Source organism: Neobacillus sp. NPDC093182, from assembly GCF_044754045.1.
Window position 1 is genome coordinate 252,177 of sequence record NZ_JBIVOI010000007.1, and the last position, 17,548, is coordinate 269,724.

General features: G+C 35.4%; 21 protein-coding genes and 1 pseudogene. 3 read left to right on the forward strand and 19 right to left on the reverse strand.

The features are described from left to right. Positions 1 to 36: 36 nt before the first annotated feature. On the forward strand, positions 37 to 1,485 hold the full coding sequence (gene cls / locus ACIQAA_RS15030) for a cardiolipin synthase (RefSeq protein ID WP_402620906.1): 1,449 nt from the start codon (positions 37 to 39) through the stop codon (positions 1,483 to 1,485). Between the two features lie 115 nt (positions 1,486 to 1,600). On the opposite strand, the gene ACIQAA_RS15035 is transcribed toward cls, so the two are convergent. From ACIQAA_RS15035 to ACIQAA_RS15045, 3 genes are all read right to left on the reverse strand, one after another. Beyond that, positions 1,601 to 1,882 carry a hypothetical protein gene (locus ACIQAA_RS15035; protein WP_402620909.1) on the reverse strand — a complete coding sequence of 94 codons (282 nt, stop codon included), beginning with the start codon at positions 1,880 to 1,882 and terminating at the stop codon, positions 1,601 to 1,603. 649 nt (positions 1,883 to 2,531) lie between these two features. Further along, complete coding sequence (locus ACIQAA_RS15040) at positions 2,532 to 3,008, reverse strand: hypothetical protein (protein ID WP_402620912.1); 477 nt, start codon at positions 3,006 to 3,008, stop codon at positions 2,532 to 2,534. A gap of 738 nt (positions 3,009 to 3,746) precedes the next feature. Continuing rightward, the gene (locus ACIQAA_RS15045; RefSeq protein WP_402620914.1) at positions 3,747 to 4,244 is read right to left on the reverse strand and encodes a hypothetical protein; all 498 of its coding nucleotides are present in this window, start codon (positions 4,242 to 4,244) and stop codon (positions 3,747 to 3,749) included. Positions 4,245 to 4,503: 259 nt separating this feature from the next. Here ACIQAA_RS15045 and ACIQAA_RS15050 point away from each other — a divergent pair. Beyond that, positions 4,504 to 4,644, forward strand: a pseudogene (locus ACIQAA_RS15050) (DUF3231 family protein); the annotation flags it as partial. A 487-nt stretch (positions 4,645 to 5,131) separates the two neighbouring features. On the opposite strand, the gene ACIQAA_RS15055 reads toward ACIQAA_RS15050, so the two are convergent. The 12 genes from ACIQAA_RS15055 to ACIQAA_RS15110 form a co-directional block, all read right to left on the reverse strand. Continuing rightward, positions 5,132 to 5,263 (reverse strand): hypothetical protein, encoded by a 132-nt coding sequence (locus tag ACIQAA_RS15055; RefSeq protein WP_307195828.1) that lies wholly within the window; start codon positions 5,261 to 5,263, stop codon positions 5,132 to 5,134. Positions 5,264 to 5,396: 133 nt separating this feature from the next. Further along, entirely contained in the window at positions 5,397 to 6,227 is an 831-nt protein-coding gene (locus ACIQAA_RS15060) for a GNAT family N-acetyltransferase (protein WP_402620917.1), read from the reverse strand. A gap of 63 nt (positions 6,228 to 6,290) precedes the next feature. Then, entirely contained in the window at positions 6,291 to 6,893 is a 603-nt protein-coding gene (locus ACIQAA_RS15065) for a nucleotidyltransferase domain-containing protein (RefSeq protein WP_402620919.1), read from the reverse strand. Positions 6,894 to 6,906: 13 nt separating this feature from the next. Next, positions 6,907 to 7,650, reverse strand: coding sequence for a metallophosphoesterase family protein (locus tag ACIQAA_RS15070; protein ID WP_402620922.1), 744 nt, complete (start codon positions 7,648 to 7,650; stop codon positions 6,907 to 6,909). A gap of 104 nt (positions 7,651 to 7,754) precedes the next feature. Continuing rightward, positions 7,755 to 8,174: a FosM family fosfomycin resistance protein gene (gene fosM / locus ACIQAA_RS15075; protein ID WP_402620925.1), complete on the reverse strand. Its 420-nt coding sequence runs from the start codon at positions 8,172 to 8,174 to the stop codon at positions 7,755 to 7,757. 70 nt (positions 8,175 to 8,244) lie between these two features. After that, a complete protein-coding gene (locus ACIQAA_RS15080) occupies positions 8,245 to 9,282 on the reverse strand; it encodes a DUF3231 family protein (protein ID WP_402620928.1) in 1,038 nt (345 codons plus the stop codon). A gap of 47 nt (positions 9,283 to 9,329) precedes the next feature. Next, the gene (locus ACIQAA_RS15085; RefSeq protein ID WP_402620931.1) at positions 9,330 to 10,367 is read right to left on the reverse strand and encodes a DUF3231 family protein; all 1,038 of its coding nucleotides are present in this window, start codon (positions 10,365 to 10,367) and stop codon (positions 9,330 to 9,332) included. A 67-nt stretch (positions 10,368 to 10,434) separates the two neighbouring features. Beyond that, positions 10,435 to 10,938 (reverse strand): CBO0543 family protein, encoded by a 504-nt coding sequence (locus ACIQAA_RS15090; protein ID WP_402620934.1) that lies wholly within the window; start codon positions 10,936 to 10,938, stop codon positions 10,435 to 10,437. Positions 10,939 to 11,287: 349 nt separating this feature from the next. Continuing rightward, positions 11,288 to 11,947 carry an AraC family transcriptional regulator gene (locus tag ACIQAA_RS15095; RefSeq protein ID WP_402620937.1) on the reverse strand — a complete coding sequence of 220 codons (660 nt, stop codon included), beginning with the start codon at positions 11,945 to 11,947 and terminating at the stop codon, positions 11,288 to 11,290. Between the two features lie 58 nt (positions 11,948 to 12,005). Beyond that, positions 12,006 to 12,479, reverse strand: coding sequence for a GNAT family N-acetyltransferase (locus ACIQAA_RS15100; RefSeq protein WP_402620940.1), 474 nt, complete (start codon positions 12,477 to 12,479; stop codon positions 12,006 to 12,008). 15 nt (positions 12,480 to 12,494) lie between these two features. After that, on the reverse strand, positions 12,495 to 12,908 hold the full coding sequence (locus ACIQAA_RS15105; RefSeq protein ID WP_402620943.1) for a VOC family protein: 414 nt from the start codon (positions 12,906 to 12,908) through the stop codon (positions 12,495 to 12,497). A 96-nt stretch (positions 12,909 to 13,004) separates the two neighbouring features. Further along, a complete protein-coding gene (locus tag ACIQAA_RS15110) occupies positions 13,005 to 13,223 on the reverse strand; it encodes a hypothetical protein (RefSeq protein ID WP_402620946.1) in 219 nt (72 codons plus the stop codon). A 380-nt stretch (positions 13,224 to 13,603) separates the two neighbouring features. Between ACIQAA_RS15110 and ACIQAA_RS15115 the strand changes: the two genes are divergently transcribed. Further along, complete coding sequence (locus ACIQAA_RS15115) at positions 13,604 to 13,987, forward strand: hypothetical protein (RefSeq protein ID WP_402620949.1); 384 nt, start codon at positions 13,604 to 13,606, stop codon at positions 13,985 to 13,987. Positions 13,988 to 14,030: 43 nt separating this feature from the next. Here the strand turns inward: ACIQAA_RS15115 and ACIQAA_RS15120 are convergent, their stop codons facing one another. The 4 genes from ACIQAA_RS15120 to ACIQAA_RS15135 form a co-directional block, all read right to left on the reverse strand. Next, complete coding sequence (locus ACIQAA_RS15120) at positions 14,031 to 14,498, reverse strand: SRPBCC family protein (RefSeq protein ID WP_402620952.1); 468 nt, start codon at positions 14,496 to 14,498, stop codon at positions 14,031 to 14,033. Positions 14,499 to 14,856: 358 nt separating this feature from the next. Beyond that, the gene (locus ACIQAA_RS15125; protein WP_402620954.1) at positions 14,857 to 15,990 is read right to left on the reverse strand and encodes a M20/M25/M40 family metallo-hydrolase; all 1,134 of its coding nucleotides are present in this window, start codon (positions 15,988 to 15,990) and stop codon (positions 14,857 to 14,859) included. A gap of 69 nt (positions 15,991 to 16,059) precedes the next feature. Continuing rightward, the gene (locus ACIQAA_RS15130; RefSeq protein ID WP_402620957.1) at positions 16,060 to 17,088 is read right to left on the reverse strand and encodes a hypothetical protein; all 1,029 of its coding nucleotides are present in this window, start codon (positions 17,086 to 17,088) and stop codon (positions 16,060 to 16,062) included. A gap of 24 nt (positions 17,089 to 17,112) precedes the next feature. Further along, on the reverse strand, positions 17,113 to 17,478 hold the full coding sequence (locus ACIQAA_RS15135) for a VOC family protein (RefSeq protein ID WP_402620960.1): 366 nt from the start codon (positions 17,476 to 17,478) through the stop codon (positions 17,113 to 17,115). Between the last annotated feature and the right edge of the window lie 70 nt (positions 17,479 to 17,548).

Sequence of the window (17,548 nt, forward strand, 5' to 3'; positions counted from 1 at the left end):
CTATTATTACACATAAATCTTTGTGAGGATTTCATTATGTATATTACTTTTTTATTGATTGGATTAGTCATTGTATTAAATATTTTTTTGGCGCTTATTATTACTTTTCGGAACAAAAGAGATGCTGTTTCTTCTTGGGCTTGGTTGTTAGTTATAGTATTTTTGCCTTTAATGGGGGTTTTATTGTATATTCTTTTTGGACAAAACCTCAGCCGATCTCACCTCTTTCAATGGGAGGATCAAAAAAAGGTTGGAATCCAAAAAAAATTAGACACACAATTGAGCCAGATTAGATCCCACCAATTTCAATTTAGCAATAAAGCTACAAGAAAAGGCAGAAGTTTAATCTATATGAATTTAATTAACAATGATGCTGTTTTAACTGAAGATAATTCAGTTAAATTATTGACGGATGGTATTGAGAAGTTTAACAGTTTATTAAAAGATATCGAAGGTGCAAAGGACCATATTCATTTACAGTATTATATTATTAAAAAAGACCAGCTCAGCAAAAAGCTCAAAGAGGTTCTAACCAAAAAAGCACATGAAGGAGTTAAAGTACGGGTTTTATATGATGAAGTGGGTTCGAGGAGGTTATCTAAAGAATTTTTTAGTGATCTTCTTAAGGCTGGTGGTGAGGTGGGCATCTTCTTTCCTTCCAAGTTCTTTTTTTTTAATCTGAGACTGAATTATCGGAATCATCGGAAATTAGCCATAATTGATGGAAAAACCGGTTATTTAGGCGGTTTTAACATCGGTAGTGAGTATCTTGGAGTAAATCAAAAATTTGGGTATTGGCGGGACACTCACTTAAGGATACAGGGCACAGCTGTTCACGCGATTCAGACTCGTTTTATTCTTGATTGGAATCAGGCATCGCCTCATCAAAAAATCAACTATATGCCAAATTACTTTCCAAATCATATTTCTTTGGGGAATATAGGGATTCAAATCGTTACAAGTGGACCGGATTCTAAGATAGAACATATAAAAAATGGATACATAAAGATGATCTTATCTGCACAAAACTCGATTCTCATCCAAACTCCTTATTTTATTCCAGATATGAGTTTTTTAGATGCTCTTCGAATTGCATGCTCATCTGGCGTTGAGGTCAAAATTATGATTCCTAATAAACACGATCACATGTTCGTATATTGGGCAACCTTGTCTTATGTTGGTGAATTACTTATGGCAGGGGCAAAAGTTTACATATACAACGGTGGTTTTATTCATTCCAAAACCGTTATTATAGATAAAGAAATATCATCTGTTGGAACAGCAAATCTAGATGTAAGAAGCTTCAAATTAAATTTTGAAGTGAATGCTTTTCTTTATGACGAAGAAATAGCACAAAGACTGGCAGCAACATTTTATGAGGATGTTAAAGTATCCGGGGAATTTACTCTTGAAAAGTATCAAAATCGTCCACTATGGGTCCATTTTAAAGAATCAGTATCTAGGCTATTATCGCCTATTTTATAAAATTAACCTAAAGGGGGATTTTAGCTCAGGAACAGTTAAAATCCTTCTCTCATTTTTTGGTGATTTAAAAGGAAACTAAAAAGGGGCTGACGATTCCTCACGCCCCCCTCGAAAATTACTTGTTTATAGATCCCCTGTTATTGCTCGCATTACGGTTTTTAGCTGCATTTTTATTGCCGCCAACTTCCTCACCCACTTGGTTACCAAGTGCACCGCCTGCAAGACCGCCTGTAACAGTACCAAGTGGTCCAAAAACTGAACCTACAGCAGCACCCGCAGCACCGCCGCCAACAGTACCTACCGCTTCACCAATGTCACTTCCACCTTGATTAGTCGCATTGTTGCCAGCTTGGTTTGCATTTCCGCCGTTTCGATTGCGTTCGTTATTTTCAGTCATCTTATTTCACCCCATTGTTTTTAATCGGGAGGACTCGCATCCTTGTATGCACCGTTCCCGTAACATATTTTGCCCAAGTGAAATGGTTTTACTCACTAATATAGGTCTCCTTAAATACCCTGGTTAAAACTTTTTTCTCTATGGCTAGTATCCGTAATTGGAGATAAGAGAGAGGTAAAAATAAACTTCCTTTATGACGTAATAGCAAAATTCCGAAATAAGATTGTTGTTTTACATTCCCCCGGATTTATTTTGTTCGAGCCACAGATAAGCGCAGTAAATCAAGAACAGAAATGGTATAGAAGAGCAAACAATAATAAACCAAATTGTGTATATAAAATGGCTGTATAACCAAGTTAGCATTTTTTTAACCACCACGTTTTAACAAATTAAGTGGTACAATCTCTTGCCCATTTATTTGTTTATGTATTATGGGGTTTTTAAAAGGAGTCACGAATCTCATTATCATCATACAACTTACGTGCACGAACATCGATGCCTAGAATTGTTTTAATTTGATTACTGTAGGTCATTTTTAATCTCCCCTAAATATTAACTTTACATTTTTATGTTTTGGGTTTAAAAACCAAACCTATGGATATTTAGAAACGTAGCAGATACCAAAATGATATCAGCCTGTTTAAAAAATTTATTGTTGATATTGTTGACCATTCATATTCCCTTGCCCTGCTTGACCTTGGTACTGTTGTTGTAATTGTTGTTGAGATTGATTAATTTGTTGTGTGATTTGGTTTAACATATTAATTGATTGTATTGATTGTTCTACGTTATTCAACATTTGAGCAGCTTGATGAACGGATTGTTGCAATTGTTGAAAAGTTTTTTGTTGTTGTTGTTGAGCTTGTGAGCTAAACTGTTGTATCTGTCTTAATAGATCATTTGATTGCTGTTGATTTTGCCCTCCAGATGACATTGTAGATTGTGATTGCTGGTTACCTGAATTCATTTGATTTAGAGCATTTTGAATTGATTGTATTTGGCTTTTTAACGGTGCAAGCTCTTCACCAATTTCTGCTTCAACCTTTGCTGCTGCAACCCTTTCAATTTTAGCATTTTCGGCAGTTTTTACTCTTTCTTTGATAATTTTCGTTTCTTTTTCTTCCAAAGCGAATTCCTCCTTAAAATGATTGTTTGAAAATGGTTTAGATGTAACTGTTGCCGGAACGGGATTCTTTTTACTTCTGCTTATAAAGAAAATGAAACCCATAACAATAGCTAATAAAAGAACTATGAAGAATAACATTCCGTTTATGGTAATGCACCTCCAAGTTTGTCTACTTGAATTATTGAGCAGACAAATATATTTTGTTCTAGGCATAAAGTATTATTTATGGTAAAAAAGACCAAAGTTTCCAAATATCCATATATTTGGTATAGAAGGTAATAACTAGTGTTTATTAATTTTTTATAGGGATTTTCACCTAGTTAATTCAACAAAATATTTCTCTTGTTTAAAAAAGAAACAAATACGACCAAAGACTTGAGTGTAAAAGAGTAAGCAGAAGGGACAAGCCACATTACGATAATTGTACAATTTGAAGATTTTTTGAAGAAGTGTACTTAAGCTAACTGAGGGCGTTGATCCAAGAAGGATTAACGCTTTTTTTTGTTGAAGTTATTATACTAACGAAGCGGGTTTTTTGAAGAACCTCTTTATTTTTTAAGCAAAAACCGTCCAATTTGGTTATACCAATATTTTCCTTTAAAAAATGATGCATTAAATAAATAATTGTGGAAATAGTATAGGCAAATATAACTTTTTCAACAATCAAGCGATATTAAGCAATTCATAAAAATGTAGCTGATAACAAAGGGATATCAGCTACATTTAACAAATTTAATGCTAGAATGTTTGATTATTCATTTGCCCTGCTTGACCTTGTTGTTGTTGACCTTGTTGTTGTTGACTTTGTTGCTGTTGTAATTGTTGTTGTGTTTGATTAATTTGTTGACTGATTTGATTTAACATATTAATGGATTGTATTGATTGTTCAACATTACTTAACGTTTGAGCTGCTTGGTGAACAGATTGTTGCAATTGTTGAAAAGTTTTATGCTGTTGTTGTTGAGCTTGTGAACTAAATTGTTGCATTTGTGTTAATAGGTCATTTGATTGATTCTGATTCTGATTCTGCCCACCAGATGACATTGTAGATTGTGATTGCTGGTTGCCTGAGTTCATTTGATTTAGGGCATTTTGAATTGATTGTAATTGGCTTTTTAAGGGTGCAAGCTCTTCTCCGATTTCTGCTTCAACCTTTGCAGCTGCAACCCTTTCGATTTTAGCATTTTCTGCAGATTTAACTCTTTCTTTAATAATTTTCGTTTCTTTTTCTTCCAAAGCGAATTCCTCCTTAAATTCATTGTTCAAAGATTGCTTGGGTATAACTATTGCTGGAACAGGATTGTTTTTCCTTCTGCCCATAAAGAAGATGACGGCTATAGCAATAGCTAATAAAATGACTATGAAGAATAACATTCCATTTATGGTAATGCACCTCCAAGTTAATCTACTTGTAGATCATCAAGTAGACAAATATATTATCTTCTAGGTCTAAAGTTTTATTAATGGTAAAAATATCCAATTTATATGATTTAGTGCAAAGTATAACAGGCTATCATTAGAAGTTCAGATTTATACTGAAGATGGAGCGATTATAATGATTAAAAATGGATGGTTGGAACAGCCTCCAACGGCATCCGATAGAGATGAATTAGTAAGAAAAAAGAATCAATTTTAAATCACATTTAAAGTCCTTCTGCATTTAGCCAGTTAGGGCTATTTTTAAAATCATATTAATTAGTTTAATATATTGTGAAGAGTTGCACTTAAACTAAATGGTCAACCAGAAATATCTGGCTGGACCTTATAATACGAAAGGGTGCTTATGTTCAATAAGTATTTTTTATGACGACAGTTATGCTGTCGTTTTTATATTTATGGAATTAGCATACGAATTCGCAAATCAAACAACAGAAGCATAATTTTTATTATGGTCTTGATAATTATCCAGCTATTTATGACGTTAATTTCGGTATTATATTCTTCAAAAACCCCTTCAAATCAACAAAAAAGCAGAGTGAATTCATATGCGAATTACTCTGCTTTTAAATGCTTTTATATGTGTTTTTTATTACTGCGGGTACTTCAAAAGAGAACGTCTTATCATACGACAGCCCTTTTTTAGATTATCCTACCAAATTTTATTACCTAGATAATAGTAAGTCCTAAAACCATATCCTTTTATAATAATCATACTCATATAAATCCATATTCTCATCATTATCTTTTTTTGGGGCACACTCTTCACAAGGTTCTTCTGACTTGGTATGTTCACATTGTTCTAATAAAAGTTCCATGGTTTGTTTCCCCTCCCCTAGTTCTTACTATTATTATAATGTAAACGGTTACAAATGTCTCCTATTAAATACTGGAAAAATAAATATTTTAGTAGGATTAGGTTGTCAGAGGGGCATGGAACACCCCTCCCATTTAAACATTCACTTCATAGTACTCTTGGGAATGATAGCTTCTAAATCCACATGATTCATATAGCCTTAGGGCGTGGGCATTTTTAGCCTCAACCTCTAGAAAAATAGAAAATCCTTTTTCGCCTTCCATTTTAACGACTTTCGATAGAGCTTTTCTGCCGATCCCTTTTCCCTGAAGTTCTGGAAAAACAGCAAATCCAAAAATCCATGCTTCACCATTCATTTCGGAAAGCCGCATTTTCCCGACAATTTTTCCATCTACTTCAATGATTAATCTAGCATCTGTATCTAGGTCTTTAGTTTCCAGCCTATATTGACGTGCTTCTTTTTCATTTAACCCGAAGCATTGGACGTCCAGCTGTATCTCCGCTTCCGAGTCATCTCCGGAAATAGAAGGTCTTACCGTCAACGTTTGGTCGTCAGATAATTCCGATACTTTCTCCCATTTCATTTGGTATTCTACCATTGATAAAGTGCAAGGGATGTTTTTTAAAAACTCCTTTGCTGATTGAGATTCGCTAGGAGCATTTAACAAAATGGTCCTAGCCTCCCGTTTCTTTGCTTCCTCAAGTGCTTCTTCAAGCAGCTTTGAAAAGATTCCTCTTCTTCGGTAATCCGGGTGCACCATTCCGCATATTTCTACCTTATTACCGAAATAATAGCTTCCAAGAAAACCTATAAGCTTGTCATCTTCATAATGGAAAAAATCTTCCTTACGATTTTCTGATCTGCTTTCTAACATATTAAAATTAAGCTTCAGCTGAAGCTTTCCTTCTTTCTCACAAATTTCCTGAAGCGTTTTTATATTTTTTAATTCCTCTTTCGTCAGCATTCCTTAATGCTCCTTTTTATCGTATTTATTTGGAAAGAATATTAATTAGATGGCATTTTCCTTTTACATTAAAGCAATCCAAGGATGTCCTTCATGAAATTGTTTATGCAAAGAGAGTGTTAGCCATTCTTTTTCTTGTGTTGATAGAATTGGAAGCATGGTTTGAAGGTCCATGAAATCTTTTTCTCGAACCTTTGATGAACCTCCCTTATACAGAAGTTGGATTTCTGGTCTTAAATAGGGAATCCCTTCATTTGTCTTTGCTATTATTTCGTTCAATGGCTTTTTGATTGACTTTTCTCTTCGATAAATCCAATTGTTTTCGAAAGTATCTACTAACATTACCTGAAAAGCCCAAGGTGAATTATGATTTTTACTAACCCAAACATCAGTTGTGTCAGTTAAGAACTCACCCTGTACCCAAGGCAAAAAAACGCCGTCTTGAGCTTTATATAATTTCCATTCCCTGCTTAAAAAATCGTACGAAGATTCTTGTTCGTCTCGAAGGATGATTACATCTATATCACTATGTTGCCTGCTCTGTTTACCTAAATGTAAATCTAATGCCCAGCCCCCTGCCAAACACCAAGTAATAGGAAGATCAGTAAAAAGGTTAACTACGTTAGAAACTGTTAATGGCTCCCAATTGTCATAATCTGTTCGCAAAAAATAATCACCTCTATAGTTGGTTTCCATGGAACACTTTTAAAATAAATTCACGCTCAGGGACTTGCAGGGTGTGATACGATTTTAAAAATGCAGTGTTATCGTATGAAGCTTCTTTCAAACTCACATCTGCAACATTATTCATAACGGTTATGATTGCATAAGGAGCAAGTGGTTTATGATTACAGCCCAACGATCCTGGATTAAGGTATACTGTATGCTTCCCGGCAAAATAATGAAGCGGATGATGATGACCGAAACAAATCAAATCCGCCTTTTTATCAAAGAATAATGTCTCCATGTTTTCCGTACTAGGTTCGACAATTGAAGAAAAATGGTCCCTGCTTATGTGTTCATTGAGCTTGCTATTTTCTATCTGATAATGAATAAATAGGATGGAATAACGATCTATGGTAACATTCAGGAACCTAGGCAGCTGCTCTAATTTCGGTATAAAAGACGGGTCTAATCTATCTACTATCCATTGATGATGTTCTTTAACATGAATATGACTTTGTGGATATTCCTCGCCTTTTGCCAAGGATAAAATGGCTTCATCATGATTCCCTGTTATCATCGATACATCACTTCTAGAAAAAAGCATTTCTAATACCTCATTGGAATCAGGTCCAATGCCAAGCATATCCCCTAAACAATAGATATGGTCAACATCTCTTCTTTCGTCAATATCCTTTAGAACCGCTTTTAATGCGGGTGCGTTTCCATGAATATCTGTTAAAACCGCAAAACGCTTCATACTATTACTCTCCCATTTAACTATTCTAGTCCCCCGAGGTACATAAATTTATTATAATTGTATTATTATAAATAATAAAATAATGGCTCTCTATGTAAAAACCCTTATTGATAAAACTCCATGTGTGTTTTCTCTTGTTTGTAATAATTCAATCTGTCCTTTAATGTCCCTGTGTGGAATTCAAATTTATGACCGTCTGGATCTGTGAAATAAATAGATTTTTTATCTTTACTATCTCTAGATCGGCCATTTAATATGTTGACACCCAATGTCTCTAATTTTTCAAACATTGTTTCAAAATCTTCTTCCTCAATTGAAAAAGCTATATGTGTATAGGACTGAATTATTTCATTACGTGGTATATCTTTTTCAACATTAATCGCCAGCCATATCCCATTAAGATCAAAATAAGCAGTGCTCCTACCCTTAACCAACAACTTTGCATCAAACACATGTTGATAAAATTCAATTGATTTTTCCAAGTCAGTCACAGAAAATAAAAAATGGTTTAAACCTTTTATCATCTCTTTACCCCTTAATTAGAATTTTTCATATAAAAAAGGATAGATTTGGAACCTACCCTCCTTAACTAATTTACTTTTCTTGTTTGTTATTTTCAATACCTTCTTTTTTTCCTTTTGTTAAGGTTCTTCTGTCGTTTGCTTTTGGCGGTTCTTCCATCCAGCCATTTTCAATCATGAGATTGGCACCGTCTTCAGCATATCTGACGAGTTCTGTCGTCATTACCATATATTTTTCTGCAATGTCTGCCCTGGATGTAACACTCAAAGCCGTGCCATAAAAGGCAATAGCAATCTGTGACGACAGTTGGACTTGATACATCAGCCATTTTTCTGAAAAAGGAGAAGTGGTAGAGCTTGTAACATGGGATTGCCAGGATACAGGAGAATTGAGCATTTCCTCACGAAAAATTCTTTCAAAAGCCGTGATATGTTTAGTGGAAATTTCCATGCCCCTATTAATATATTGTCGGACTTTTTTGGATGCAGCCACTTGGCTAAAACCAACTTTTAATGCAACATGCATATGCATTTTGTTCATATTAAAGGTAATATCCCCTATTTCAATCCCAGTTAATGGTCGACGCTCCCCAAACCAGCCAGTCAAAAAACTTTGATGTTTTACAAAGTCAATATTTTCAGGTGCTGGAAGGACTGGCGGCCGCGAGAAAAGCCCTTTAGTGAGAAGTCCTTCGATGTTTTTTTCAAATAGCGACATCGTTTCTGTATTACAGTTAATATAATATTGCCGTAGATCAGCGCGAATAGAAGTACTCAGAGAAAGAGAATAACCTGTTAGCCCCTGAAGAGTCATTATGTACATATAGTATAAATAGAAAGGATCTTGGAAGAGACGTGGTGCATGGATGTTTACATCCTCCTCTGTAAAGCCCTTTGGTATTGGATAACCTTCCCCTTCAAAAAACTCCTTCACCTTTTGAACATGACTTTCTGAAAGCTCAAGTGACTTTTTATAAATCTTTATAATATCTGGGTCTTCCAAGTGTTCAAGTGCATATCGAATAAAACATATAGACATGGTTTCAAACATAAATTGAGTCCATAAACTGGAAATCTCTGGAGCCGTTAAAGATATTCGGGTTGGTTCCATAACACCCTTCCTTTACTTTAAAAGATCATCCAAGATATCAAATCAGACTATTTAGATGACAATTCATCACGATCAATGGCTTTTGGAGGCTGTTCCATCCATCCATGATCAATCATAATATTTGCCCCGTCCTCCACAAATAAAGAAACCTCAGAAAGCGCTTTCAAATACATTAAACCAATATCTCTACGTCCATTTACGGCCATTGAGTTTGCGAATGACCGAATTTTAATCGAAAACATATCTACTTTGTGAAATACCATAAGTCGATCTGAAAATGGCGAAAAAGTAGACGTAGTCACCAAATGGTCAATCTGGGATGGAAACGGCAAATTTTCCTTATGTAGTTTATCTTGAAAATGCTGAACTTCCCGATCTGTAATCGCTTTTCCTCTTATAAAAAATTGTCTCACTTTTTCCTTTTTTGCAACTTGGCTAAAACCAATTAATAGAGCTTTACTCGTAATATTGTTCTCAATATTATCATAAAGATGAGTGATTTCGAGCGCATGTAATTGTCGAACATCACCGAAGAAACCATTCAAATAGTTTTCCTTTTTAATAAAGTCCACTTTTTTTGGCACTGGAATGGTTGGTGGCCTCATGATATAACCTTTCTCAATCAAAACGTTGTTAATCTGCCCCAACAGAATGGTCGTCGTTTCATTACAATGGATGAAAAATTCCCGTATGTCTTCCCTCATTACCAACGGAATGGCAATCGCATATAAACTCATTCCCGCTTTGGCAGCATATTTCAAATAATGCACATAAAATTGATCTTCAAATAAGCGAGGGGCACCTAGATTTACGTCCTCTGGTGTAAATCCTACAGGAATTGGGAAGTCTTCTTTTTTTAAAAACTTCTCGATTGTTTGCATAAAGTTAACAGTAAGGGCAAGACCATTTTCTAACAGAGTCTTGATATCCTCGTCTTCAATATGCTTTAGAAAATACTGCAATATCTTATGAGACATACTATTCCCTACATAGGTAGCCCATAGCTTTCCCATTTCGCCGGCCGTAAATGGGTTTTCTGGAGCTAATTTATCTGAGCTAATGTTAATTGGCTTCATTAAATCCATGTTTATTCCCCTTAACCTTATTTTCCCTTTAGTTTTTTCTACATTCCGTAATATATTCTCATTTCTGTTAATAAATCGGTACTTTAAAAAAAATGACAAAGAATAAAATGATTGGAATGGAGATGATCAATGCTGTAATTGGGTATTTATAATGTAAAAGCAGTATAGAAAAAATGATCAAATTGAATAAAACGGACCATGCCATTGTCCAGCCGTTGTGATGCATAACTAAATCAAGGTAACGCAAATTTATGTATTCTACTAGTGAAAATAAAGCGACCCAGAAAAGTAACCACAAAACCATTTTCATTGTATTTTCTGGTAAATTCCCTAAGAAAATTAACACCGTGGCAGGATATGCCACAAACATGATTAATAATGAAACAGTAAGATGATTAGGTAAGAAATTTTGACCAAAGATCGTCTCCTTGTATTCCCACATAAGATAATTTTTACATAGAACATTATAAAGCAAATCCCCAAACCAAAAGAATAGAATAGTGGAATGGTATTTAGTCCAGTTCCTCCAATCACCCCATTTTAATCCGGCAATGAGAAACAAGCTATTCAACAATAAGTGCACCTCATCAGCTCCGTTTTTTCTATTTACATTAATTATTTCGGTATAACATATTATTTACTGGAAATAAATTGGATATTCCGTAATTATTTCGGTCGCCATATAGGCAAACTATGGACAAAGAAAAACGTCTCTGCTTTGCACAGAGACGTTCCATTCACTATTAAGAAATTATTTGATTAACATTTATAAGTTCGTCTGCCTCTTCACAAAAACCAGTTTTAGAAACAATTAGACTGATATCTTCATTTCTGCTTGTTGAATGCTATACTTTCCTAATTGCACCTTCAACATTGACAATAAACATTTAATTTTTATCCCCTATTATCATTTTTATATTTCATGTAGAACGGTGCGCCCTAATAATTTCTAGATATTGTACATCACCTAATCCATACTCTTTGAAATTTTCTAAGAGCGCATATACAAGTTCTTTTTCCGTCATATGTTGGTTATTTTTAATATAAATCATTAGGTTACTGTCCTCATGAAGATAAGTTAAATACAACTCAACGCCCTTCCTTAAGGGGACTAGATGGATTGATTCAGGGAGCGTTTTATGTACCAATACTTCCATAAAAAGTTCATAATAACCCGCTGCCATTAAAGTGTAATTTTCAATAGGTTCAAACTTATCCCCAACAATATGCAGGTCAATGGGCTTACTGTGACCCTTTTTGTCAAGCCAAGCAAGAATCGTGAGGATATTGATTTGACAAAACATATCCATGTCAAACCAGAGTTCTATGTGGGTAAAACCATTACTAAAAAGTGGCTTTAATGGGTTTAACGTAATATCAGTATATTTTTCTGGAGATACGTGATGAACCTTTGCACGTTTTTCGACGAATTCCGGTGTGAATAGGTCTTCTGTTGTTTCCCCAAAACACATTGCTTCATTAAAAGGAATCATCTTTTGACCTTGCAGGAAACTCTTCCTTTTAAAAAAATCGTACATAGCTTGTCCATTTAATATATGTAATGTTGTTTCTTGAACCATCGACACAAAACCTGCCCTTTCTTTAACCCTTAACTAAGCACTCCTTTTTGAACATCAGTTATTGCTCTAATAGTTTTTTCATCACAACTATGCTCACTGGGAATTTATCAGGATTCGTAACCATTTCCTCTTCCGTAACGGTATAACCAATAGATTGATATAAAAGCACATTATGAGTCAGGCTGCTTCTTACTTTACATTGTAGTTTATGAATTCCCTCTTGTTTAGCATAATCCTCGAGCCAAGATAGCATTGATTTTGCTATTCCTCTTCCTCTCGCATAAGGTGGAACCGATACTCTAGAAAAATATAAAGTTTGACCTTTCGTTTTAAATCGTAAAGACCCAAGTGGATTCCCATCTATGTAACATAATATAAATTTTTCTGAACCATTACGAAATGAATTCCTCAAAGAATCGACAGGTTCATTAATCGCACTTGAAGGTACTTCAAGAAATCGGTACTCTTCAAATGCCTCTTGCATTAGTTTGTGCGCAATGACAATTTCCCCTTCACTTCCTAGTTTAATCATTTTGTTTATCCCCCATTAAGAAAGAAACTTCTCTTTAAAAATTGGGCTAAGCTCGCTCCACACATCGAATTTATTTCCGTCAGGATCATAGAAAACAAAGTTTCTTCCGCTATGTCCTCTATTCTCAATTTCTCCCACTTTAATTTCTTTTTCTTTAAACTCCCGATGAATGTCTTCAAGAACATTTAGTCCATTCACTTCGAATGTCATGGAGAAACACTCTTCACCGTAGGAATTATAGAAGTTAGCGCTTTGATTTTCCTGTGCCTTTACGAGAAAAATACTTTGATTGGCAAAATCCAGTATAGCTTTGTCTTTATCTTTATAGTTTAATACTGCACCTAAATTGGTTATATACCATTCAGATGAAAGGTCTACATTACTCACTGGTAAATAAGTAGTACCAACTCTAAGTAATTTTTGTTCCATTGCATATTTTCCTTTCAATAGAATATATGACTTGCTCTTCTCCAAATCGTATGACTGTTTCACTAACTTCCATGTTTGAAAGTTCAAGATCCTTTATTAACCGTTCTGTCTCTTTTGATAAGACTCTCCAATGAAAAAGGTGACAATAATCGCGATGATAAAAGGGATGACAGAACCACCCGTCGAGAAACCTGTTGCAGTTTCTTCATAATACTGAAACATTAACCATTCAATCTGAAACCTATAACCAATGGAAAGCAGCAAAAAACTAATCAGAAAGAATGATATTAAACCTAAAATAACTGTTTTCACCAAAACATATACATCCCCTTATGATTTTTTTCAATTTAAACATAAGTTTAATGCAAACTTAGGATGAAATACATAAAAGAAAAAATAAAAAAGAAGGTTAGAACTGAACCCAAGATTGTTTGATTATGAGTACTTTTTTCTTCTTTTATGTTTTTACTAAAAAACATAATTAACAAACAACAATACTCCAAGCAATGAGGTTACAAACATAGGAAGAAGTATTTCCAGAACATTCTACCCCCTTTTTTTCCTAATCTATATTCTTATTCGCTTTATAACTGAAATTTTCCTTTTTCCACCATTTAAAGAATAGACAAAAGGTATTTAAACTTGGTAAGATGTCTAGTAACATAATTCATTTATTGAAAAAGGAGCTACACATAATGTTTTTAACCAAGCTTCAACAAGAGGAGAAAGAAGCGTTTCTTGAGTTAGCATATCTAATGGCCACCATTGATGGGAAATTCTCGGTATTTGAAAATCCTGTTATCGCGAAGTATAAAAAGGAAATGGATCTTGATGATTATAAAATCAGAGGCTTAGCGATTGATGATATTCTTAAGGTTTTTAAAGAGGAACGCTCCAAACATATTGTTCTAACTGAAATCCTTCGCTTAGTATACTCAGATGGAATTGTTCATGAAACTGAACTTGAATCCATTACTTTAATTAAAGAGCACTTTGGTTTCGATGCAAACAAATATGCTAATTTCAAGGATTGGATTGAAGGAATCAAAGAATTAGCTAATTACCCAGAGCATGAATAGATACTGAATGAGAGAAAGCAACGCTCAATGACGTTGCTCTTTCTCATTTTCGACCTTTTCGCAAAAGATAAAGGTTTTTCTTTATTTCTTTTTCTACACTCAGAAAAAATTTCTCTATTCCCTTGTTTGCTCCTCCACTTATGACTCGCTCTGCTGCACCAGACAGGGTTCCTGAGACTTTCACTTCGGCTTGTATATTGAGCTGTGTGCTTCCCTGTTGGTCATTGAAAAATATCTCCCCGTTGCCGCTGATTTCCCCTAAATTACCTCTACCTTTCAGAAGTAATTGTAAATAAGACGGGACCCGTTCCTTTTCCAAACTAACCTCGAGTGTAATAACATCTTTTAATGGACCTATGTTAACGTCGATTTCGGCTTGATATAATCCCTTTGTGCTTTGGACAAACGTTCTGCAGCTAGGGATTGCACTTCCTAGAACCTTTTCATCCTTGATGTACTTCCAGACAACCTTTCTCGGCAAACCAAAAGTATGCTGGTATTCAATTTTCAAAGGATCCCCTCCATTTTGAAGGTCTTTAAGGTAAAATACCTACTTAACTAATATTCATTTCACAAATGAATATTCAAAATTTATTTTTGAGTGTGAAGGGATACCTTTAAACTCTTCCGTAGTCATTGCCCTCCTTTTTTTATCTAATTTCTTGAAGTTCTATTTGTCTAAGTGTCCTTTGTAAGGTTCTCGTATCACGCAGCACCTCGGTAATTAAATCCACTGTGTTATAGCAAGCTTCAACATCTAGAGTCTCGGATGACGTATGTTCGTTCATGTAACCAGCGGATAAATTGACACTTTGAATCCCGTGTTCTGCCCAAATTCGCGTATCACTGCTGCCTCCACTTGTCAGTTTTCAACCTTGCAAACCAATTCTCTCCGCAGCTTTTTCAAAAAGAGCTCCGTAATTCACATGACAGAATGGGATATATCCCCCGCAAGATGTTACGATGTCGCCCGTCCCGCGCCGGTCTATAACGATTGCTGCCTCAACATCCCACAGGAAGTATTCGTCAATACCCCTTGCACCGATAAGACCGATTTCCTCTTCGACGGTAAAAATAAATTTTACCGTGCCATTAAAGCCTGTAGTATTTAACCTCTGAGCAATTTCTAAAATAGCAGCAATTCCTGCCCGGTCATCTGCTCCAAGAATTCCTTTATCACTGCACCAAATGTTTCCGTCTTTAATCAACTTTCTGCCTGTTTCAATTCTGTCATAGGTATCCATGTGTGCATTTAATAGAATGACAGGACCGTTTCCACGTTTCTTTTGAGCAAGTATGTTACCACTACGGTCAACGGCCATAAAATCCACATAGTGCTTCAATTGTTGCATAATGTATTGACGAACCTGATTCTCGTTCCCACTCTCTCCTGGAATGGATAATACCTCTTCTAGCTGTTGTAAAAAGAATTGTCTGCGGATAAAGGGAATCCCTTCCTCCAGCCACTCTGTGCGAATGGACGCGAGCTTTTCTGTACTATCAAGAAGTTGGTATCTGGAGATATTCATACTAATTTCGCGATTTCTCGAACGTAACTTCGGTATACCCGCTGCAAGTAAAACCTCGCTGGCTTTGTCTTTCATTTCAGTATTGATAAAACTAACCATAGAATTCCGTTTGTCATGACCGTCACAGCAGCCATTAGTAGTTAGTCCTAAACGATTCAACTGTCTGACCAAACCAGCAATATAGGTATCTAGTTCTCTAACTTTTGGCTGGTCAATACCTGGACGAAACCATAACCCTTCTCCTCTGCCTCTGTATTTAAAATCAACAGCATGAATCCAATTTTCCTCATCCATCTCCGGGCTGGTAATCGATAGTTGTTCCTTTTCGCAGGTGTAAGAAACTGAAAGCTTCTCCAAACTCTCTATCAAAAACGAAACATTCTCTTCCGTTTCTCTAAAACAACTAAATACATTGTGCTGTACCTCTTCGAGATTAAAACCGTGACGAATAAGCAATTGATTCCAGTTTTTCATATAACCATCTCCTCACTCTTTATAAACTCAGTATACGAAAAAGGCGATGACAGCCCTGTCATCGCCTTTTTAACGATATTCAATTTCTTCGTCTGATCGATACATGATATAAAATGGATAAGTTCCATCATAATAGTAGCCTGTTTCATTATGATACCTTTTGGTTTGTATCATGGATGGAAATCCTTGCTGCATTAATTTCCGACGCAGTCTCCCCACATTTGTAATATACGTGTTTGGAATAATCGTATCGACAACTGAGAAATCATGCCTTGTGGCTGGCACCGCTTCTGAACTATTTAATAGAAAGTAACTCAGCATGTTTCCTTGATCCTGAGTGAGTGAAGCTTCCTTCCCGTTAAAAAAAGCCATAATCGTCCGATCACTAAAATAAACTAGCAGGGTATCATGCGGCGGCCTGGAAATTAGTTTCTCACATTCTGCTTTAGAACAAGTCGTTCTTCCCTCTTTATTCACCTTATAAAACGCATGGCGCATTAAATATTGTTCATTTTCTATTAAACTGCTGAACAATGGAGATAACTCCTGTTTCGGTATCTCCTGCATCTTCGCAAGTGGTAATTGATTCATTTTTTCATACGTTTCCTTGGCAATATGCAACGCACAATTGGTTAAGTACAAATGGGCATTTAACTGCTGCTGTTCATTTAATTGATAGAGATGCTGTTTATGGTAATGATCATTATCCAATGCATTTCGGAAATATTGAATCGCTTTTGTATAATCATTAAATTTATAAGACAAGAAACCTAGTCGATAGGCTGCCAATGGATTTGTTTTATCATACTTTAACGCTTCCTCCAAGCAGCGAGTCGCCAAGTAATCATCTTTTTGATATTCGGTCTTCAAATACGTTCCATAATGAATGAGACAGTAAATCAATTTCCTTTTTACATAATCTAGCGAACTTTGAACATCCTCATTACGGCTCCGGACAAGCTGGGAGAGTTTTCGGTACATTTCCTTGTACACTTCAATTTTCATAGAATAATTAGAAAAGCCATGCTCCTCTTCCTGCTCATTCAGTTCTTCTTCAATCTCTTCTAATTCTTCAATGGTTTTATCTCTTAAACTCATTATCGTCCCTCCCCCAATGAAAGATTAGATCCACTCAAGTATTTCTATACGATTGCCAAACGGGTCAGCTGTATAAAAACGATTTGCCCCCGGAAGGTTATTGTCTTCCATCACTTCTACTTCGTTAACTCTTAAATGTTTTTTTAACGCTTCAATATTTTCTACCTCAAAGGCAGGATGCGCTTTTTTTGCTGGTGCAAATGGTTCCTCTACACCAATATGTATTTGGGTACTGCCATTTCGAAACCAAACTCCGCCGCGCTTTTTCAATTCTTCTGGCTTCTCCATTTCCTCAAATCCGAGAATATCTATAAAAAACTTTCTTGCAGTATCTTCACAACCTTTTGGAGCAGCAAGTTGAATGTGATCAATGGCTTTAAAACGATACATACAGAAACTCCCTTTCAAAAAAAGTTTTATAATATACAATTTTCGCCACATCTTGATAAATTCCTTCTAT